The following is a 19,419-nucleotide window of genomic DNA, read 5'->3' on the forward strand; positions in this document are numbered from 1 at the left end:
GTCCCGGGTTCGGGTCAGAGAGTGATCAGCTCGCGGTACGACCCACGCGCTCGTCGCCCATGTCCTCGAGCTCCACGCCCTTGGTCTCGGGGACCTTGGTGAAGACGAAGACGAACGACAGCGCCGCGAAGATCGCGTACATGAGGTAGGGGATCGTGGCGCCGAAGGCCGACAGCATCGGCGGGAACGTGAGGGTGATCGCGAAGTTCGCGAGCCACTGCGCCATCGCCGCGACGCCGAGCGCGGCCGCGCGGATCCGGTTCGGGAACATCTCGCCCAGCAGCACCCAGACGAGCGGCCCCCACGACGCCCCGAAGAACACGACGAACGCGTTCGCCGCGACCAGGGCGATGGGGCCCCAGGGGTCGGGCAGGGTGATGTCCTTGCCGCTCCCCACCGCCTGCGTGAACGCGAGCGCCATGAGGCCGAGCGAGATCGTCATCCCCGCCGAGCCGATGAGCAGGATCGGGCGACGCCCCACCTTGTCCACGAGCGCGATCGCGATGAACGTCACCGCCACGTTCGTCACGGACGTGATGGTCGAGACGAGGAACGACTGGCTCTCGTCGAACCCGACCGCCTGCCACAGCGTGGTCGAGTAGTAGAAGATCACGTTGATCCCGACGAACTGCTGGAACACCGAGAGCAGGATGCCGACCCACACGATCGGCTTGAGCCCGAACGTCGAGCCCTTGAGGGTGCCTTCCTGGGCGTTCTTCTCGTCGACCGCGATCGAGCGGTGGATCTGCGCGATGCGGTCGTCGACGTCCTCCTCGGGGCCGAGGACGGACTCCAGCACGGCGCGCGCCTCGTCGTCGCGCCCCTTGGCCACGAGGTAGCGCGGCGACTCGGGGATCCGGAGGGCGAGGATGCCGTAGACCGCGGCCGGGACCACGCAGACGAGGAACATCCACCGCCACGCCTCCCACCCGAACCACAGCTCGTTGGCGGCGCCGCCGGCCGTCTCGGCGAGCAGCTGGTCGGAGAGCAGGGCGGCGAAGATGCCGACCGTGATCGCGAGCTGCTGCAGCGATCCCATGCGGCCCCGCAGGCGGGCCGGCGCGATCTCCGCGATGTACGCCGGGGCGATGACCGAGGCGATGCCGATGCCGACGCCGGCCATGAAGCGCCAGATCGCGAGGTCGAACGCCGACCAGGCGATGGCCGACAGGATCGACGAGGCGAAGAACAGGATCGCGCCGAACACCATCACGCGTGTACGACCCCAGCGGTCGGCCAGCTTCCCACCCGACCATGCGCCGAGCGCGCACCCGAGGAGCGCGATCGCGACGACGAGGCCGGTGACCGCGGAGTCGAGGTCGAACTGGCCCTCGATCGCGGCGACCGCACCGTTGATGACGGAGCTGTCGAAGCCGAAGAGGAATCCGCCGACGGCCGCGGCGACGGCCAGACCGATCGCCTTGCGGTGGGCGCTGCGTGCGCTCACGGTCCCGTGACCTGCTGCGTCGCTGCTCGACATCTCTCCTCCGCTCCTTCCGGAGCCGGTAGGAGGCCCCTTTCGTCACTGTAGGACGGGGTGCTCGCGGCGGCGCGGTGAACGGGGTGCGGCGAACGTCACGCGCGGGGACTCGAGCCGTGTAGCGGCCGGCGGCGGGCCGCGCCGGTGCGACCGCCCCCGCGCCGGGTGGAGACTGGGCGGGTGCCCGACGACGTCCCCGCCACCCCCGGAGCCCGGCCCGACCCCGGCCGGTCCGACCGCACGCAGCGCCCCCGCCGCCCGGCGATGCTCGACCCGCGCGACGCGGACGAGCTCCCCGGCGAGCTCGACCCCGCGCTGCGCGACCAGGTCGCGCACACCACCGCGCACGCGATCGTGCACCGTGCCCGCGACACCGAGGACCCGCAGGTCGTCGAGCGTCTGGTCCACCTCGTCGAGACCGAGGGGCTCGACGTCGTCGCCGGCCTGTGGTCCGACGCGGCGCCCAACTCCCTGCCCGGCGCGCTCTGGCGGCTCTACGTGCTGCGCGAGTGGGTCCGTCGCGACCCGCAGACCGTGACGCTGCGGTACCGGCTCGGGGTCGACGCGGCCCCGGTCCACGAGGCCATCGCCGGCGTGCCCCGACCGCCCGGGCCGCAGGACGTGCGCGACCTCGCCGACGCCGTGCTCTCCGGCGTGTTCACCGGCGACCTCGCGGTCGCTCTCGAACGCGCCGGGTCCTTCTGCCGGATCCTCGCCACGGGAGCCGCGTTCGACGCCGACGCCCGCGAGGTCGCCGACCCGGACGGCGCCCTGCGCATGACCCGGGGCGCCGGCTCCCTGCTCCGCACGGCCCAGGAGCTCGAGCACGCCGCCGAGCTCTGGCGCGCGGACCGCCTCGACTGAACCGCCGAGGTAGAGCCGTGGTGGCGCGAGGTAGAGCCGTGGTTCTTGTTCTCGACGGCGTGTGGTCGCCCTGGGTGGTCGGGGGTGGTGGTGCCGCGTCTACCATCCCCGCTCGTTCCTCGCGGCTCCCGCCAGGCCCGCCACGACGCGGCACCACCACCCACCCCGCCCGGCGTCGTCCCACCCTGGTCCCTGCCCACCCGGGCGACCGCGGCCCTCCCTCGCATGACCAGGGCTCTACCTCGGTAGACCACGGGTCTGCTCCGCGCGACCGGGGCCTCCCTCGGCGGGGCCGGTGCGGAGGATGCGGGGAGACCGGGGCGTGCGCACGCCGGGTGGCGGGGTTCTCGCGGAGCGCGAACACGGGGCCGGCGAGGTACCTCGAGGGCCGGTCGGCACGTACGATGGTTCACGACGCCGGGCCGCGGTAGCCCCGGGCTCCACACTCAGCCGCTACGAGCGGCCACGCGCCGAGAGGCGCTCCCGGTCCGGCGTCACTACTTCCCTCCTCGCGCGAGCGCGACGCCGCGCAGGAAGGTCGCCGCCCCGGCGAGGACGCCGGGTGCCGGCTGTGGGCGTCCTGAGGATCCGGGACCTTCGCCTTGAGGATTCCAGCATCGCTCCGCGCGTCGGCTACATTTGACGAGAGTTCGACGTGCGTTCATCCAGAGATCATCCGACCCGAGATCGTGACCACCCCGGCCGACCGGCCCGTCCGGCGGCCGAGCGGCCATCGTGGCCGACGCCAGCTCAGACCCCTACCCCGCGTCCCTTCCGGAGCCCCCCGTGCGCCTGCGCCTGACACCGCGCGACACCTCGTTCTTCGACCTCCTCGCCGCCTCGGCGCAGCACCTGGTCACCGGATCAACGCTCCTCGCGGAGCTGCTGGGCGCGGACCGCCCGACGCGCAAGCAGCTCGCGAAGCAGCTCAGCGAGACCGAGCACCTCGCCGACGACGCGACGCACTCGATCATGCGGCGCCTCAACCAGACGTTCGTCACGCCGTTCGACCGGGACGACATCTACGCCCTCGCGTCGGCGCTCGACGACTGCATGGACTTCATGGAGGAGGCGGCCGACCTCATCGTCCTCTACAAGGTGGACGAGCTCCCGGCCCGCGTGTCCGAGCAGGTCCAGGTGCTCCAGCGCGCGTCGGAGCTCACGGCGGAGGCGATGCCGCGCCTGCGCTCCATGGACGACCTCCCCGAGTACTGGGTCGAGGTCAACCGCCTGGAGAACCAGGCGGACAAGGTCCACCGCAAGCTGCTCGCCGAGCTCTTCGACGACGTGTCCGACCCGGTCCTGCTCATGAAGCTCAAGGAGATCGTCGAGGTCCTCGAGCAGGCGGCCGACGCGTTCGAGAAGGTCGCGAACACGGTCGAGACCATCGCGCTCAAGGAGTCCTGAGCCCCGTGGAGGTAGTGCTCGTCGTCGTCGTCGTGGCGTTCGCCCTGGCGTTCGACTACACCAACGGGTTCCACGACGCCGCGAACGCCATCGCGACCTCGGTCTCGACCCGGGCCCTCACGCCCCGTGCGGCGCTCCTCATGGCCGCGGTGTTCAACCTCATCGGCGCGCTGCTCGGCACCGCGGTCGCGCAGACGATCGCCGAGGACATCGTCGCGGTCAACGACGTGCCACCGCATCAGGGCCTCGTGATCGTCCTGTGCGGTCTCGTCGGCGCGATCACGTGGAACCTCATCACGTGGTGGCTGGGGCTGCCGTCGTCGTCGACGCACGCCATCATCGGCGGCCTCGCGGGCGTCGGCATCGCGTCCGGGATCACGGTCCACTGGGACGCGATCCTCGACAAGGTCGTGCTGCCCATGATCTTCTCGCCGCTCATCGGCTTCGGCCTCGCGTTCGCGCTCATGGTGCTCGTGCTGTGGGTCTTCCGGAACGCGGCCCCGGCGCGGGCGTTCCGCCGGTTCCGCATCGCGCAGACCGCCTCGGCGGCGGCGATGGCCCTGGGCCACGGCCTCCAGGACGCGCAGAAGACCATGGGGGTCATCGTGCTCGCCCTCGTCGCGGGCGGGTTCCAGGACGACAACACCATCCCGCTGTGGGTCAAGCTCTCCGCGGCGACCGCGATCTCGCTCGGCACCTACGCCGGCGGCTGGCGCATCATGCGCACGCTCGGGCGCAAGATCATCGAGCTGGACCCGGCGCGCGGCTTCGTCGCCGAGTCGGTCTCGGCGGTCGTGCTCTACGCCAACGCGTTCATCTTCCACGCGCCGGTCTCCACGACCCACACGATCACGTCGGCGATCATGGGCGTCGGCGCGACGAAGCGGCTGTCCGCCGTGCGCTGGGGCGTCGCCAAGAACATCGGCGCCGCGTGGGTGCTGACCATCCCCGCCGCCGCGCTCGTGGCGGCGGTCGTCTACTGGATCCTCAGCCCGATCCTGCTCTGACCGTCGGCGTCAGTGCAGCGGCGGGGCGACCTTCTCCGCCGCGACGACGCGCGGGCCCTTGGGCGTGCGGGCCACGTGGGCGACGATCATCTCGCCCGGCTCGAGGAACGGGTCGTGCGTCGGCAGGGCGTTCGCGACGGGTCGCCGCGAGTGCTGGCCGAGCACGTCGAGGACGGTGGGCAGCACGGGCCGGTGCGTGCACAGCACCGTGGACCGCTCGGCCTCGAGGAGCTCGCGGACCGTCCGGGCGACCCGGGACGGCGAGCGCTCGTGCTGCGCCTCGGTGAGGTGGTCGATGCTCACGGTCTCCAGTCCCGACGCGGTCGCGTACGGCGCGATCGTCTGGGCGCAGCGGTCCCACCGGCTCGTGACGATCGTCTCGACGCCGTAAGCCGCGAGCACCGGCACGAGCGCGACCCCCTGGGCGTGGCCGGCGGGCGTGAGCGGACGGTCCTGCTCGTCGCCGTGCCACGCCGACCGGGCGACGGCCTTGCCGTGCCGCGCGATGACGACGACGTGCGTCGCGAGCCGCCCCTCCTCGCGCTCGCGCACGAGCGCGTCGAGCGGCGCCCGGTCGGCCTGGCGCGTGAGCCGGCGTGCGGCGTCGTCGGCCGACAGCCAGGCGGCGCGGTCGATCTCCTGCGGTGACACCGGGGGGACGGGCGCGCGCGCGGCGAGCGCGCCGGCGTCGGACCGGCGCGACGCCTTGCGCGCGGCCCAGTAGTGCACGCGCTTCACGCGGCCCTCGGGCGTGAGGTACTGCAGGCCGGGCAGCGGGACGCCCAGCACGACCGGCTTGCCCGTCTCCTCGGCGACCTCGCGCGCCGCGGCGGCCTGGAACGTCTCCCCGGGGTCGAGCTTGCCCTTGGGCCACGACCAGTCGTCGTAGCGCGGACGGTGCACGAGGCGGACCTGCAGGTCGCCGTCGCGCACCCGCCACACGAGGGCACCCGCCGACTCGATGACCGGGGCGTGCGAGACGTGCGTCGGGCCGAGGGCGTCCACGAGGGGAAGCCCGCTGCGCAGGGCGGGGGAGGGCACGCCCATCCGCTACCGCCTCCCGACGAGCCGGCGCCGCTGGCGCTGCACGAGGCTCGCCTGGAGGTCGACGAGGGGCGCGCCGTCGGGCCCGGACTCGGGCCGGTGCCACGTGCCGTCGGCGTCGAGGTGCCACGACGCGGTGCGCTCGGACATCGACGCGTCGAGCAGGTCGAGCAGCTCGATGACCTGGTCGGGGTCGGTGATGCGCACGAGAGCCTCGACGCGGCGGTCGAGGTTGCGGTGCATGAGGTCGGCCGACCCGATGAACACCTCCGGGCCGCTCTCCGGCCCCTCGCCGATCGCGGGACCCGCGGAGTTGGCGAACGCGTAGATGCGCGAGTGCTCGAGGAAGCGTCCGAGGATCGAGCGCACGCGGATGTTCTCGCTGAGCCCGGGCACCCCCGGGCGGACGGCGCAGATGCCGCGCACGACGAGGTCGACCTTCACCCCGGCCTGCGACGCGCGGTACAGCGCGTCGAGCGTGGTCTCGTCGACGACGGAGTTGACCTTGATCTTCACCCACGCCTCGTGGCCCTCGCGCGCGGCGGTCGCCTCGCGGTCGATGCGCTCGACGAGCCCCGAGCGGACCGTGCGCGGCGCGACGAGCAGACGGTGGAAGCGCGACTGGGGCGCGTACCCGGAGAGCTGGTTGAAGAGGCGGGTGAGGTCCTGCCCGACGTCCGGGTCGCACGTCAGCAGCCCGTGGTCGGTGTACAGGCGGGCCGTCTTCGGGTGGTAGTTCCCCGTGCCGACGTGGCAGTAGCGGCGCAGGCCGTCCGACTCCTGGCGCACCACGAGCGAGAGCTTGCAGTGCGTCTTGAGCCCGACGATCCCGTACACGACGTGCACGCCCGCCTGCTCGAGCTTGCGCGCCCACGAGATGTTGGCCTGCTCGTCGAACCGGGCCTTGATCTCGACGAGCGCGAGCACCTGCTTGCCCGCCTCGGCCGCGTCGATGAGCGCGTCGACGATCGGCGAGTCGCCCGACGTCCGGTACAGCGTCTGCTTGATCGCGAGCACCGCCGGGTCGGCCGCCGCCTGCTCGAGGAACGTCTGCACCGACGTCGAGAACGAGTCGTACGGGTGGTGCAGCAGGACGTCGCGCTCGCGGATCGCGGCGAACACGTCCGTCGGGGACGAGCTCTCCACCTCGGCGAGGAGGCGGTGCGTCGTCGGGACGAACGGCGGGAAGTGCAGGTCCGCGCGGTCGAGGTCGGCGATGAGGTTGAGCCCCGTGAGGTCGAGCGGCTCGGGGATCTCGTAGACCTCCTCCTCGACGACGCCGAGCTCGCGCACGAGCAGAGCGCGGATGCGCGGGCTGATCCCCGGCGTCAGCTCGAGCCGCACGGGCGGCCCGAACCGTCGGCGCAGGAGCTCCTTCTCCATGGCCTGGAGCAGGTTCTCGGCGTCGTCCTCCTCGACCTCCACGTCTTCGTTGCGCGTGACGCGGAACAGGTGGTGCTCGCGCACCTCCATGCCCGGGAAGAGGTGGTCGAGGTGCTGGGCGATGACCTCCTCGATCGGCACGAACGACGTCGGGCCGCGGTCCGGCGCGGCGGTCTGCGACGTCGGCGCGCTGGGGCGGCCCCGCGCGTCCACGGCGATGAACCGTGGCAGGAGAGGCGGCACCTTGACGCGCGCGAAGTGCTCCTTGCCCGTGGTCGGGTTCGCCACCACGACCGCGAGGTTGAGCGAGAGGCCCGAGATGTACGGGAACGGGTGCGCCGGGTCGACGGCGAGCGGCGTGAGCACGGGGAAGATCTGCTTGCGGAAGAACTTGTGCAGGCGCTCCTGCTCCCGCGTCTCGAGCTCGTCCCAGTGGACGAGCGTGATGCCCTCCGCGGCGAGAGCGGGCTGCACGTCGTCGGCGAAGACGCGCGCGTGCCGTGCCATGAGCTCGTGCGCGCGCTCGCTGATCGCGTCGAGCACCTGACGCGGCGAGAGCCCCGAGGCGGCGGTGACCGCGATGCCGGTCGCCATGCGGCGCTTGAGGCCCGCGACGCGCACCATGAAGAACTCGTCCAGGTTGGACGCGAAGATCGCGAGGAACCGGACCCGCTCCAGGAGCGGCTGGCTCGGGTCCTCCGCGAGCTCGAGCACGCGCTGGTTGAACGCGAGCCAGCTCAGCTCACGGTCGGCGAACCGGTCGTCGGGCAGCGGACCGAGGTCGAGCTCCGCGCCCACCGGCTCGATCTCGGGCTCCTCGGCGATGTGCTCGGCGATGTGCGCGGCGAGGTCCGGGTCGAGCGTGCGCTGCGTGGACGTGTCGGTCATGGGTTCATGGTGGCACCAGTTGGTGAACGGTGCGTGACACGGGTCACCGTGCGGTCGGGCGCGCGTACTGCACGTGCACCGCGCGGCGCGCGAAGCCGGCTCGCTCGTACGTGCGCACCGCGGGCACGTTGTCGCCGTCGACGTACAGCACCGCGGTCGTGACCCCCCGCCCGGCGAGGTGCGCGAGCCCGACGGCGGTCAGGAGCCGACCGAGCCCCTCGCCCTGTGCGGACGGCACGACGCCGACGACGTAGATCTCGCCCTCGCGCACGTCGTCGGGCTGGCCTGTCGGGATCTTGGTCCACACGAACCCGACGAGCTCCGCCGCGCCGGACCCCTGGCCCGGGGTGCGCTCGAGGAGCAGGAGCCCGGCGGCGTCGAACCAGTCCTCCCGCATCCGGGCGTGCAGGTCGTCGACGGTGAGCCGGCCCTGCTCCGGGTGGTGCGCGAAGGCGAGCGCGTTGGCCGCGACCCACGCGGCGTCGTCGTCCCCGGGCACGAACGCGCGCAGCCGAAGGCCCGCCGGGACGACCGGCCGGGGGTGCGCGCTCGGCCCGTCGAGCGGTCGTTCGAGGACCAGCAGCTCGCGCACGACGTCGTAGCCCGCGCGCGCGGCGAGGCCGCGGGCCGCGGGGAGGTCGCCATGGGCCCAGACGCGCAACGACGCGCGCGCGGGCGTGCCGTCGGGGCCGCCGTCGTGGACGGAGCCGCCGTCGTGCCGGGTCCGGTCGGCGTGGTCCGCCCCGGGGCGCGGCTCGGCCGCACGGTCGGCCGCGCTGCCGAGCAGGTGGAAGCCGAGGCCGTGCCGCCGGTGCTCGGGGCGGACGACGAGCTCGGCGCTCGGTGCGTCGCCGCGCTTGTCGACCTGCGCGTACCCCGCGAGCTCGCCGGCACGCCACGTGAGGAGGTGCACGACGTCGTCCGTCGCCTCGCGCAGGTTGAGCAGCGGCTGCTCCGAGAGGGGAGCGACGCCGTCCTCGCGCTCGGCCGCCGCGGCGAGGTCGTGGACCTGCGCGATCTCGACGTCGTCGATGAGCGGCCCGGTGTGCCAGAGGATCGCGGTCTCCACCGGTCCATCTTGCCCCCGGCGCCCACGCCGGGCCGAACCCGGGCCGCGCGGCCGACGCGTCGCGCCTGGTGCGCGTCCTGTCCGGCACGTCACCCGGTGGCGGGGAAGGTTCGGCGGGCCGGGGTCGTTGAGGCGGTCGTGAGAAAGGCGACGGACGTGCGGGAGACGGTGGACGCGGCCGCGGGGGAGCCCGGTGGGCCGGGCGACGCCGTGCGCGACGTCGTGGTCGTGGGCGCCGGGCAGGCGGGGCTGTCCGCGGCCTACCACCTGCGCCGCGCGGGGCTGGACCCGCTCGTGCTCGACGGCGGTCGCGGCCCGGGCGGGGCGTGGCAGGACCGCTGGGACGCGCTCACCATGGCCGAGACGCACGCCGTGCACGACCTCCCGGGCGTCCCCCTCCCGGCCGGGGACCCCGCGGAGCGCGCGAACGTCGCGGTGCCGCGCTACTACGCCGCGTACGAGCGCGAGAACGACCTGCGCGTCGTGCGCCCGGCCGCGGTCGACGACGTCACGCAGGACCCCGACGACCCCGCCCTGCTGCGCGTGCGCGCGACGGTCGGCGCCGGGCCCGACGCGCGCGGGCTCACCGTGCGCACGCGCACGCTCGTCAACGCGACGGGCACGTGGACCCGGCCGTTCTGGCCCCGCTACCCGGGCATGGAGACGTTCCGCGGCCGCCAGCTGCACACGCACGACTTCCGCGCGGCCGAGGACTTCGCGGGGCAGCACGTCGTGGTCGTGGGCGGCGGGGCGTCCGCGACGCAGCTCCTGCTGCAGATCGCCCCGCACGCGTCCGGCACCACGTGGGTGACGCGCCGCGAGCCCGTCTGGGTCGAGGAGGAGTTCTCGCCCGAGCTCGGGCGCGCGGCCGTCGCACGCGTCGCCGAGCGGACGTCCGCGGGTCTCCCGCCCGGGAGCGTCGTCTCGGTCACGGGACTGCCGCTCACGCCGCGCTACCGCGCGGGGATCGCGAGCGGGGTGCTGCGCCGTCGGCCGATGTTCGAGCGGGTGACGCCGTCCGGCGTCGAGTGGGCCGCGGGCGCGAACGACGACGGGCTGCTCTTCCAGCCCGCCGACGTCATCCTCTGGGCGACCGGCTTCCGCGCCGCGCTCGACCACCTCGCACCGCTCACCCTGCGCGAGCCCGGTGGCGGGATCGTCCTCGACGGCACGACGGCGGCCCGCGACCGGCGCGTGCAGCTCGTCGGGTACGGGCCGAGCGCGTCGACGATCGGCGCGAACCGGGCCGGGCGGGAGGCCGCGCGCGGAGTCCTGCGCGCGCTCGGTGCGAGACCGGAGCTCGGGTACGCGGCAGGATCTCGCCTCCCGGTGGCGGTGTAAGCGCTCGTCAGGGCGGGCCGCCGCGGCCTACCGTGCACCGGTGAGCACCGAACCGCCCTCCGCCCACCCGTCGCCCGTGCACCCCGTGGCCGCGCCCGACGACCCCGCCCTCCCGACGCAGCGCCGCACCCTCACGACGCTGGCCGCGACGCAGGTGCTCTCGGGGGTGGGCGTCGCGAGCGGGATCGCGGTCGCGCCGCTCGTCGCGTCCGCGCTCTCGGGGTCGGACGCGATCGCCGGGCTGACCTCGACCTCCGGGGTCGTCGGCGCCGCGCTCGTCGCGCTGCCGCTCGCGCACGTCGCGGGGCAGCGCGGGCGACGGCCGTCCCTGCTCCTCGGCTTCGGCGTCGCGACCGGCGGTGCGGTCCTCGCGACGCTCGCCGTGCTCGTCGGCTCGTGGCCCCTGCTCGTCGTGGCCATGCTGCTGTTCGGTTCGGGCACGGCCGCCGGGCTCGCGTCCCGGTTCGCGGCGACCGACCTCGCGACGCCCCAGCGGCGGGCGCGCGACCTGTCCGTGGTCGTGTGGGCGACGACGGTGGGTTCCGTCGTCGGGCCGACGCTCGCCGGTCTCGCGGACCGCGTCGCCGGCGCCGGCCTGCGTCTCGACGACGCGCACGCGCAGCACGGGTCGACCGCGCCGAGCGCGGCACCCTTCGTCCTCGCGGCGGTCGCGTTCGCGCTGGCGGCGGCCGTCGTCGCGGTGTGGCTGCGGCCCGACCCGCTGCTCGCGTCGCGCGCGACGTCGGACGCGGAACCCGGTGCGGTGGGCGTCGCTGCGCCCGGTGCGGCCTCGGGTCCGGTGCCGGGCGGTGGCACGGGGGCGTCGTGGCGCGACGGCCTGCGCGCGGGATGGGCCGTGGTCTCGGCCAGCCCGACGGCGCGCCTCGCCCTCGGCGCGATCGTGCTCAGCCACCTCGTCATGGTCGGGCTCATGTCCATGACGCCCGTCCACATGAACCACGGCGGCGCCACGCTCCAGGTCGTCGGCCTCGTGATCAGCGCGCACATCGCGGGCATGTACGCACTGAGCCCGGTCGTCGGGTGGCTCGCCGACCGCGTCGGCCACGCGCGCGTGCTCTACGTCGGGGGCGCGCTGCTCCTCGCCGCGGCGGTCGTGGTGGCGGGCGCGCCGGGCGAGGACTCGGCGCGGCTGACGGTCGGCCTCGTGCTGCTCGGGCTCGGCTGGTCCTGCGGGCTCGTCGCCGGGTCGGCGCTGCTCGTCGACGCCACGCCCGGTCCGTCGCGCACGTCCGTGCAAGGCCTCTCCGACCTTGCGATGAACACCGGCGGCGCGGTCGGCGGGATCCTCGCCGGTGCGATCATCGGCTTCTCGTCCTACGGCGCGCTCGCCTGGGGCGCCGCCGCGCTCGTCGTCGTGTGCGCCGTCGTGGCGGCACCGCTGGCGCGGCGGGCCACCCTGCGCTGACCGAGACCGACGAGAGATCGGCGGACCCGGTCGAGATCGGCGGTCGCGGCTGCCGATCTCGACCGTGAGTGCCGATCTCGCGGTGTGGCCGGTCGGAGCGGACTCAGGCGACGGCCGCCGGGAGGGCCGTGCGCTCGTCCCGGCGGATCGCGCCGGCCTGCGCCGGGGTGAGGAACAGCGCCCGGGAGAGGTCGGTGCCGCGCGCGTCGGCGCCGCGCAGGTCCGCGCCGAGGAGGTCGGCGGCGTCGAGCCGGGAGCCCCGCAGGTCCGCGCGGAGCAGCAGCGCGCCCCGGAGATCGGACCCGGTGAGGTCGAGCGCACGCAGGTCGGCGCCGACGAGGTCCGCGCCGGGCCGGAGGCGGCGGCGCACGGCCGCTCCGGGAGCCCGGTACCGCGCGGTCGTCCGGTGGGCGGCGGCTCGGGCCGCGTCCCGCACGAGCGCGCTCGCACGGTCGATCAGCGGCCCGACGTCGCGGCGGACGGTGCCGACGTCGAGCGCGAGGAGGGCGGCCGGGGCGAGGTCCGCGAGGGGCGCGGTCTGCGCGAGGGCCCGTCGTGCGTCGTCGTGCACGGGGGCCGCGGCGGGCAGCGACAGCACCTCGGCGAGGTACCAGAGCAGCTTTTGGAGCTGCGTGACGACGGGGAGCGTGGCGAACGCGTCGCGCGCGGCGGCGGGGTCGTCGCGCCACGTCGCGCCGCCGTGCGCGGACCGGACGGCCGCCGTCACGCGCTGTCCCGCGCCGAGGCAGTCGTACGCGACGCAGCCGGGGAACCCGGTCTCGCGCAGCCGGGCGTGGATTCCGCAGCCGAAGTCGGAGCGCAGGTTCGGGCACGGGGTGCCCGCGGGCTTGTCGATCGCGAAGTCGGCGGAGCGCACGAGGTGCAGACCCACGCAGCACAGGCCGGTGCAGCGCGCGCAGTCGCTGCGCAGGCCGAGCTGCTCGACGAGGAGGGCGCGACCGTCGGCCGCGGGAACGGGTGGCACGTCCCGACGCTACGCCGTCCGCGGGAGGTCGGGCACGGACATATCGACCGCCGGGCGCGGGAGGGCGACCGGGCCTCGGGTGATTTGGTCGCCGGTCCCGCGCCCGGCGTGCGGGCTCAGGGAGCGGTGCAGGCCGCCGTGGGGGCGGTGGTCGGGGCGGCGCCCGTCGCGATGAACCCGGCGGTCGTCGTGCCGCCCGCGGCGAGCGCGCCGTTCCACGCGGCGTTCGTCACCTGCTCGCCCGCGGCGGTCGCGCCGTGCACGCCGCCCCACAGCTGCGCGACGGCGGTGCCCGACGGCAGCGCGAACGTCGCCGTCCAGCCCGTGACCGCGGCGTCACCCGCCGTGACGACGAGCTCTCCCTGCCACCCGCCGGGCCAGGCGTTCGCGACGCGGACCGTCGCGGAGCACGCCGCGTCGTCCGAAGGATCGGTCGGGTCGGGCGGGTCGGTGGGGTCCGGCGGGTCCACGGGGCCGTCGCCGCCGAACCACGACGCCTCGACCGCGGTCTCACGCAGGCCGCCCGGCCCGTCGATCACGCGGGTGCCCCACGCGCTCGGGTTCGCGGCGTCGAACCCGAGGACCATGTCGAGGTACGGGTCGGTGTTGCCGCTCCACGACCACGCGAGCCAGCCCAGGTCGAGGCGGTTCGCCTCCGCGATGACGACGTCCGCGTCGACGTCGCCCTCGGCGCGCTTCCAGCCGAACTCGCCGACCATGATCGGCAGCCCGGCGTCCACGAAGTGCTCCAGGTAGTCCGTGACGGTCGCCGCGTGCGCGTACACGCCGTACATGTGGATGGAGAAGATCGTGTTCGCGTCCGGGTCGGCGTCGAACACGCCCTGCGCCTCGGCGCGCATGACGTTCGTCCAGTCCTGCCCCCAGTTGGGCGCGTCGACGACGATCGCGTGCTCGTAGCCGATGCCTCGCAGCCGCTGGATCGCGGCCGACGTCTCGGGCGCCCACCGCTGGTTGACCGTCGCGTCGTTGCCGAACGGCTCGTTGCCGATGTTGACGAGGACGAAGTCCTCGGTGCCGGCGAGCGTCGGGTACAGGTCCTCCCAGTAGTCGACCGCCTGGTCGAGGGTCCCGGCGTCGGGCGCGTGCTGGTCGCCGTAGCCCGTGGTGTCGTGCACCTCGAGGACGCACACGAGGCGGTTCTCCTCGCACAGGTCGACGACGTTCGCGACGTCCTCGGGGGAGTTGCGCGTCCACTGGTCGCCGCTCGACAGGACGACGCGCACCGTGTTGGCACCGGCCGCCTTGATGTCGGCGAACGACCCCGTGGCGTGCGTGTACCAGGTGTGCGCGTGGTTGACGCCGCGCAGCACGAGGTCCGTGCCGTCGGCCTCGACGATCCTCCCGTCGGCCACGTGGATGCCGGGCGGCGTGCCCGCCTCGGCGGCCGCCGCGGACCGCGCGGTCGCGGTCGCGACCGCGCCGCACGTGGCGAGGATCGCGGCGGTCGCGAGCGCGGCGACCAGCGGGGCGGACCGTCCGGTCCCGGGCGGTCGGGCGGCGCCGGCGTCGGGTGCGGGGGCGGTGCGGCTCATCGGACGACCTCGTCTCTGTCGGCTGCGCACGCCCGGGTCGGCGTGCCCGGACATCGTGCGGCGGGCCGTCGCCGTCGAGCAGGGACTGAACCGATTCAGCGAGGCGGCGTCCCGCCGAGCACGAGTCTGCCCGCACGAGAACGGGGCCGGTGCCCTTCTCGCGCGGAGAACGACACCGACCCCGTGGTCGGCGCAGGGCCGGTCAGTCCTCCGAGGACGACGGCTTCTGCAGACCGGCCGAGATGAGCTCCATCACCGACGAGTCCGCGAGGGTCGTCGCGTCGCCGACGGTGCGGTTCTCCGCGACGTCGCGTAGCAGGCGGCGCATGATCTTGCCGGACCGGGTCTTGGGCAGCTCCGGCACGACGAGGATGCGCTTGGGCTTGGCGATCGGGCCGATCTCCTTGGCCACGTGGTTGCGCAGCTCGGTCTGCACCGCGGCGGCGCCGTCGGCGTCCGACGCCCGGCTCGCGTGCTCGCCGCGCAGGATGACGAACGCGACGACGGCCTGCCCCGTGAGGTCGTCGCTCGCGCCGACGACCGCGGCCTCCGCGACGATCTCGTGCGACACGAGCGCCGACTCGATCTCCGTGGTGGACAGGCGGTGGCCCGAGACGTTCATGACGTCGTCGACACGGCCGAGCAGCCAGATGTCGCCGTCCTCGTCCTTCTTGGCGCCGTCGCCCGCGAAGTAGATCCCCGGGAAGCGGGACCAGTACGTGTCCTTGAAGCGCTCGAGGTCGCCCCAGATGCCGCGCAGCATGGACGGCCAGGGCTCGGAGAGCACGAGGTACCCGCCGCCGCCGTCCGGCACGGAGTGCGCCTCGTCGTCGACGACGTCCGCGACGATGCCCGGGAGCGGGACCTGGGCGGAGCCCGGCTTGGCGGCCGTCACGCCGGGGAGCGGGGAGATCATGATCGCGCCGGTCTCGGTCTGCCACCACGTGTCGACGATCGGCGTGCGGTCGCCGCCGATGACGCGGCGGTACCACATCCACGCCTCGGGGTTGATGGGCTCGCCCACCGAGCCGAGCACGCGCAGCGAGGACAGGTCGAACTTCGCCGGGATGTCCTCGCCCCACTTCATGCACGCGCGGATCGCGGTCGGCGCCGTGTAGAGGATCGAGACCTTGTACTTCTCGACGAGCTCCCACCAGCGGCCCTGGTGCGGGGTGTCGGGCGTGCCCTCGTAGATGACCTGCGTCGCGCCGTTGAGCAGCGGACCGTAGACCACGTAGGAGTGGCCGGTGACCCAGCCGATGTCGGCCGTGCACCAGTAGACGTCGGTCTCGGCCTTGAGGTCGAAGACGTTGCGGTGCGTGTACGCGGCCTGGGTGAGGTACCCGCCGGTCGTGTGCAGGATGCCCTTGGGTTTCCCGGTCGTCCCGGACGTGTAGAGGATGAACAGCGGGTGCTCGGCCTCGACCCACACGGGCGTGTGCGTCGTGTCGGCCGACTCGAGCGCGTCGTGCCACCACACGTCGCGGCCCTCGGTCCACGCGGTCTCCTGGCCGGTGCGGCGCACGACGAGCACGTGCTCGACCGTCGTCGGCTCCGCGCCCTCCTTCGGTGCGAGCGCCTCGTCGACCGCGGGCTTGAGCGCGGAGGCCGCGCCGCGGCGGTACCCGCCGTCGGCCGTGATGACGAGCTTCGCCTCGGCGTCGGCGATGCGGCTGCGCAGCGCGTCGGCCGAGAACCCGCCGAACACTACCGAGTGGGGCGCACCGATCCGCGCGCACGCGAGCATTGCGACGACAGCCTCGACGACCATCGGCAGGTAGATGACGACGCGGTCGCCGGTCTCGACGCCGAGCGCCGCGAGAGCGTTGGCGGCGCGCGACACGTCGCGCTGGAGCTCGGCGTACGTGACCGTCCGGGTGTCGCCCGGCTCGCCCTCGAAGTGGATCGCGACCCGGTCGCCCAGACCGGCCTCGACGTGGCGGTCCACCGCGTTGTACGCGGCGTTGAGCGTGCCGTCCGCGAACCAGCGCGCGACGGGGGCCTGTGACCAGTCGAGCGTCTCGGTGAACGGCGTGCGCCAGGTGACGAGGTCGTTCGCCTGCCGCGCCCAGAACGCGAGCCGGTCGGCCCGGGCCTCCTCGTAGAGCTCGGGCTTCGCGTTCGCCTGCGCGGCGAACTCCGGGCTCGGCGGGAAGCTGCGGGTCTCGTGGAGGAGGTTCTCCAGCCCGGGCTGAGCAGTGGTGGACTCGTTCTCTGGCACGCTGACCTCCGGTGCGCATCGACTCTGGTGCGGCGCCCGTGCGTGGGCCGCCGGGGGAGCGGCGGACGCGGGGCGGTCGGCCGCCCACCCTGTGGGCCCCGACCTTCGGGAGTCTAGACCTGTTGCGGTGAGCGCGGTCACAGGGTCCACCATTCGGCGGGGCCGCTCGCAAATGTCCCGAGCGTGGACCGCCCGGGCTGCGGTGCCGGGGCCGAGCCGGCGAGCCGGCGTCAGCGCGCCCGGCGCTGGCGGACCGCCTCGTACAGCACGACCGTCGTCGCGCTCGCGGCGTTGAGCGAGCTCGCCGAGCCGAGCATGGGGATGCTCACCATGACGTCGCACGCCTCGCGCCAGCCCGCGCTGAGCCCGGTCGTCTCGTTGCCGGTGAGGACGAGCGTCGGGCCGGTGAGGTCGTGCTCGGCGAGCTCGACGTCGCCGTGCTCGTCGGTGCCCACGAGGGTGAGGGGGACGCCGGCGGCGCGCCGCGCCGCGACCCAGTCCAGCACCTCGCGCCCGGACGGGACGCGCACGGTCGGCACGGAGAAGATCGAGCCGGTGCTCGCGCGGACGGCGCGCGGGTCGTACGGGTCGGCGGCGTGCCCGGCGACGATCAGCCCGCCGCCTCCGAACGCGTCGAGCGAGCGCGCGACGGTCCCGATGTTGCCGGGGCTGTTCGGCCGGTCGAGCACGACGCCGAGGAAGGCGGCAGCGTCCCCCTCCACGCGGCGACCCGCGTCGAGGCGCCCCAGGTCGTCCGGCGGCGTCGCGACGACGGCGAGGAGCTCGGGTGCGTCGTCCTCCTTGCCGCCGAGCTCACGCAGCAGCTCCGAGGACACGGCGAACCGCTTCGTGCGGACGCGGTCGAGCATCGCGTGCGCCCAGCTCGACAGCGACCGGTCGGCGTCGACGAGCCACGTCCGCACGGTCCAGCCCGACTCGACCGCGAGCGTGATCGGGCGCACCCCCTGGACGACCATCTCGCCTGCTCGGTGGCGCTTGGTGCGGTTGCTGAGCAGCGCCTCCCACTGCTGGAACGTGGCGTTGCGGGTCGTGACGCGCTGCACGGGTCAGGCCCCCGGGGTGGTGGTCGTCGCGACGCGCGGGAGGCCGCCGGTGAGCGCGGCCGGCTCGGCGGCGTCGGCCTCGCGCGCGGCCCGCTCGACGGCGGCGGCGACGAGCGTCGTCACCTCGGGGTTGAACACGCTCGGGATGATGTAGGTGGGGTTGAGCTGGTCCTCGTGGATCGCGGACGCGAGGGCGCGCGCCGCCGCGAGCAGCATCCCGTCGGTGATGCGGTGCGACTGCGCGTCGAGCAGCCCGCGGAACACGCCGGGGAACGCGAGGACGTTGTTGATCTGGTTGGCGAAGTCGGAGCGCCCGGTGCCGACGATCGCCGCGTGCCGCGCCGCCTCGACCGGGTCGACCTCGGGCCGCGGGTTCGCCATCGCGAAGACGACGGCGCCGGGCGCCATGCGTGCGACGTCGTCGCCCGTGAGGACGTCCGGGGCGGAGACGCCGATGAACACGTCCGCGTCCACGACGGCCTCGCGCAGCGTCCCGGTGACGCGCCGCGGGTTCGTGTTGGCGGCCGTCCACGCGAGCGACGGCGACAACCCCGGTCGCGCCGGGTGGACGACGCCCTCGATGTCGGCGACGACGACGTCGTGCGCGCCTGCCGCGAGGAGCAGCTTGAGCACCGCGGTCCCGGCCGCACCGGCACCCGAGAGGACGATGCGCACGTCCGGCAGGTCCTTGCCCACGACGTTGAGCGCGTTCGTCAGCGCCGCGAGAGCGACGATCGCCGTGCCGTGCTGGTCGTCGTGGAACACGGGGATGTCGAGCTCGGCGCGCAGACGGGCCTCGATCTCGAAGCACCGCGGCGCGGAGATGTCCTCGAGGTTGATGCCTGCGAACACGGGCGCGATGGCCTTGACCGTGCGCACGATCTCCTCGACGTCGGTCGTGTCGAGCGCGATCGGGAACGCGTCGATGTCCGCGAACCGCTTGAAGAGCGCGGCCTTTCCCTCCATGACCGGCAGCGAGGCGAGCGGCCCGATGTCGCCCAGCCCGAGCACGGCCGACCCGTCGGTGACCACCGCGATGGTGTTGCGCTTGATCGTGAGGCGGCGCGCGTCGTCGGGCTTGGCCGCGATGGCCTCGCACACGCGTGCGACGCCGGGCGTGTAGATCATCGACAGGTCGTCGCGGTTGCGGATCGGCACCTTGGAGTCGATCTGGAGCTTGCCCCCCAGGTGCAGGAGGAACGTGCGGTCGGAGACGCGGTCGACGACGACACCCGGCAGCGCGCGCAGCGCGTCGACGATCTGCCCGGCGTGCTCCTCGCCACGGGTGGCGACGGTCACGTCGACCGTGATGCGCTCGTGGCCCGACGCCGTGACGTCGAGCGCGGACACGATGCCGCCGGTGTGCTCGATCGCCGTCGTCAGCTCGCTCACGGCGGTGGGGCGCGCCTCGACCTGGAGGCGGACGGTGATGGAGGAGGAGACACTCGGCGCTGACGTCATGGGCTCCAGTATCGCGCGGCGACCAGGCGCCCGGCGCGACGACGGCGCCCCTTGCGGAGCGCCGTCCCGCCAGCATCGCGGCGGCTATCAGGCGTGCAACCGTGTCCGCTGCAACGGTGCGAGGTGGCCGTCGTGGCCGGGTCTCGTCCGGTCAGCGAGTCCCTACGTGGACTGCCTGCGCGTGGGTACCGCCGCGATGCTGTTGTCCCTCCATGACAGCCCGGGC

General features: G+C 74.1%; 14 protein-coding genes. 5 read left to right on the forward strand and 9 right to left on the reverse strand.

Going from position 1 to position 19,419, the window contains the following annotated elements:
* Window positions 1–25 precede the first annotated feature (25 nt).
* Window positions 26–1,480, reverse strand: a complete 1,455-nt coding sequence (locus tag JN535_RS04405; protein WP_205202588.1) for a sugar porter family MFS transporter — start codon at window positions 1,478–1,480, stop codon at window positions 26–28.
* Between the two features lie 264 nt (window positions 1,481–1,744).
* Between JN535_RS04405 and JN535_RS04410 the strand changes: the two genes are divergently transcribed.
* The 3 genes from JN535_RS04410 (at window position 1,745) to JN535_RS04420 (ending at window position 4,758) form a co-directional block, all read left to right on the forward strand.
* On the forward strand, window positions 1,745–2,344 hold the full coding sequence (locus tag JN535_RS04410) for a hypothetical protein (RefSeq protein WP_205203068.1): 600 nt from the start codon (window positions 1,745–1,747) through the stop codon (window positions 2,342–2,344).
* Between the two features lie 786 nt (window positions 2,345–3,130).
* A complete protein-coding gene (locus JN535_RS04415; protein WP_047231395.1) occupies window positions 3,131–3,751 on the forward strand; it encodes a DUF47 domain-containing protein in 621 nt (206 codons plus the stop codon).
* A gap of 5 nt (window positions 3,752–3,756) precedes the next feature.
* A complete protein-coding gene (locus JN535_RS04420; RefSeq protein ID WP_205202589.1) occupies window positions 3,757–4,758 on the forward strand; it encodes an inorganic phosphate transporter in 1,002 nt (333 codons plus the stop codon).
* Between the two features lie 9 nt (window positions 4,759–4,767).
* Here JN535_RS04420 and JN535_RS04425 read toward each other — a convergent pair whose 3' ends face one another.
* Genes JN535_RS04425 through mshD form a run of 3 tightly spaced genes read right to left on the reverse strand, consistent with a single transcriptional unit; the run spans window position 4,768 to window position 9,142 of the window.
* Window positions 4,768–5,805 carry an NUDIX hydrolase gene (locus tag JN535_RS04425; protein WP_205202591.1) on the reverse strand — a complete coding sequence of 346 codons (1,038 nt, stop codon included), beginning with the start codon at window positions 5,803–5,805 and terminating at the stop codon, window positions 4,768–4,770.
* Between the two features lie 3 nt (window positions 5,806–5,808).
* Window positions 5,809–8,073, reverse strand: a complete 2,265-nt coding sequence (locus JN535_RS04430; RefSeq protein WP_205202593.1) for an RNA degradosome polyphosphate kinase — start codon at window positions 8,071–8,073, stop codon at window positions 5,809–5,811.
* Window positions 8,074–8,116: 43 nt separating this feature from the next.
* Window positions 8,117–9,142, reverse strand: coding sequence for a mycothiol synthase (gene mshD / locus JN535_RS04435; RefSeq protein WP_307868187.1), 1,026 nt, complete (start codon window positions 9,140–9,142; stop codon window positions 8,117–8,119).
* A gap of 210 nt (window positions 9,143–9,352) precedes the next feature.
* On the opposite strand from mshD, the gene JN535_RS04440 reads away from it, so the two are divergent.
* Both JN535_RS04440 and JN535_RS04445 read left to right on the forward strand, forming a co-directional pair.
* Window positions 9,353–10,483 carry an FAD-dependent oxidoreductase gene (locus JN535_RS04440; protein WP_205203072.1) on the forward strand — a complete coding sequence of 377 codons (1,131 nt, stop codon included), beginning with the start codon at window positions 9,353–9,355 and terminating at the stop codon, window positions 10,481–10,483.
* 40 nt (window positions 10,484–10,523) lie between these two features.
* Complete coding sequence (locus tag JN535_RS04445; RefSeq protein WP_307868189.1) at window positions 10,524–11,909, forward strand: MFS transporter; 1,386 nt, start codon at window positions 10,524–10,526, stop codon at window positions 11,907–11,909.
* Window positions 11,910–12,012: 103 nt separating this feature from the next.
* On the opposite strand, the gene JN535_RS04450 is transcribed toward JN535_RS04445, so the two are convergent.
* The 5 genes from JN535_RS04450 to JN535_RS04470 all read right to left on the reverse strand — a co-directional run bounded on the left by JN535_RS04450 (window position 12,013) and on the right by JN535_RS04470 (window position 19,193).
* On the reverse strand, window positions 12,013–12,894 hold the full coding sequence (locus JN535_RS04450; protein ID WP_307868190.1) for a pentapeptide repeat-containing protein: 882 nt from the start codon (window positions 12,892–12,894) through the stop codon (window positions 12,013–12,015).
* A 116-nt stretch (window positions 12,895–13,010) separates the two neighbouring features.
* On the reverse strand, window positions 13,011–14,447 hold the full coding sequence (locus tag JN535_RS04455; protein WP_205202595.1) for a cellulase family glycosylhydrolase: 1,437 nt from the start codon (window positions 14,445–14,447) through the stop codon (window positions 13,011–13,013).
* Between the two features lie 202 nt (window positions 14,448–14,649).
* Window positions 14,650–16,668: an acetate--CoA ligase gene (gene acs / locus JN535_RS04460; protein WP_205202597.1), complete on the reverse strand. Its 2,019-nt coding sequence runs from the start codon at window positions 16,666–16,668 to the stop codon at window positions 14,650–14,652.
* Between the two features lie 230 nt (window positions 16,669–16,898).
* Window positions 16,899–17,732, reverse strand: a complete 834-nt coding sequence (locus tag JN535_RS04465) for an RNA methyltransferase (protein WP_307868192.1) — start codon at window positions 17,730–17,732, stop codon at window positions 16,899–16,901.
* 3 nt (window positions 17,733–17,735) lie between these two features.
* Window positions 17,736–19,193 carry an NAD-dependent malic enzyme gene (locus JN535_RS04470; RefSeq protein ID WP_205202599.1) on the reverse strand — a complete coding sequence of 486 codons (1,458 nt, stop codon included), beginning with the start codon at window positions 19,191–19,193 and terminating at the stop codon, window positions 17,736–17,738.
* Window positions 19,194–19,419 lie beyond the last annotated feature (226 nt).

Source organism: Cellulosimicrobium cellulans (genome assembly GCF_016921195.1).
GTDB lineage: Bacteria > Actinomycetota > Actinomycetes > Actinomycetales > Cellulomonadaceae > Cellulosimicrobium > Cellulosimicrobium cellulans_F.